The organism is Streptomyces otsuchiensis, from assembly GCF_004305975.1.
Taxonomy (GTDB): Bacteria; Actinomycetota; Actinomycetes; order Streptomycetales; family Streptomycetaceae; genus Streptomyces; species Streptomyces otsuchiensis.
On record NZ_BHZI01000575.1, the window covers coordinates 1 to 713 of the forward strand.

Sequence of the window (713 nt, forward strand, 5' to 3'; positions counted from 1 at the left end):
TCCACAGCCTGTGGGTAACTTTCCGCACCCGGCGGGCTCGCCGGGTGCGGAAAGTTACCCACAGGCTGTGGACGGCGCGGCGCGGACCCCGGTCATGGGCTCCGTCCCGCGCCCGCCCCACACCCGTCCGGGCTCATATCCAGCCGTTCTCCCGGGCGATCCGCACCGCCGAATGCCGGTTCTCCGCATGCAACTTGGCCGCCGCCGAGGAGAGATAGTTGCGCACCGTCCCCGGCGCCAGCACCGCACGCTCCGCGATCTCCACGATCGGAGCGCCGTCGGCCGCCAGCTCCAGCAACTCCGCCTCGCGCGTCGTCAGCGGCGAATCGCCCGAGCTGATCGCGTCCGCCGCGAGATCGGGGTCGACGTACCGCTGGCCCGAGTGCACCGTACGGATGATCTCCGCCAGCCGCTGCGCCGACACCGTCTTCGGCATGAACCCGCGGACACCGGCCGCCAGCGCCCGCTTCAGATGGCCGGGCCGCCCGTGACCGGTGACGATCATGGTCCGGCAGGACGGCAGCTCGGCGCGCAGCGCCGTCGCCACGTTCACCCCGTCCGCCCCCGGCATCTGCAGATCGAGCACCGCCACATCCGGGCGGTGCGCCTGCGCCATGGCGATCGCCTCCGGCCCGGTCGCGGCCTCCGCGACCACCGACAGGTCCTCCTCCAGCGCCAGCAGCGCCGCCACCGCGCCCCGGATCAGATGCTCG

1 protein-coding gene is annotated in these 713 nt (G+C 73.1%); it reads right to left on the reverse strand.

Annotated elements, in window-relative coordinates; all coding sequences use genetic code 11:
* Positions 1–133: 133 nt before the first annotated feature.
* Positions 134–713 (reverse strand): response regulator transcription factor (locus tag E0D90_RS25915; protein ID WP_130800334.1); only part of this gene is annotated, 580 nt, incomplete at its 5' end.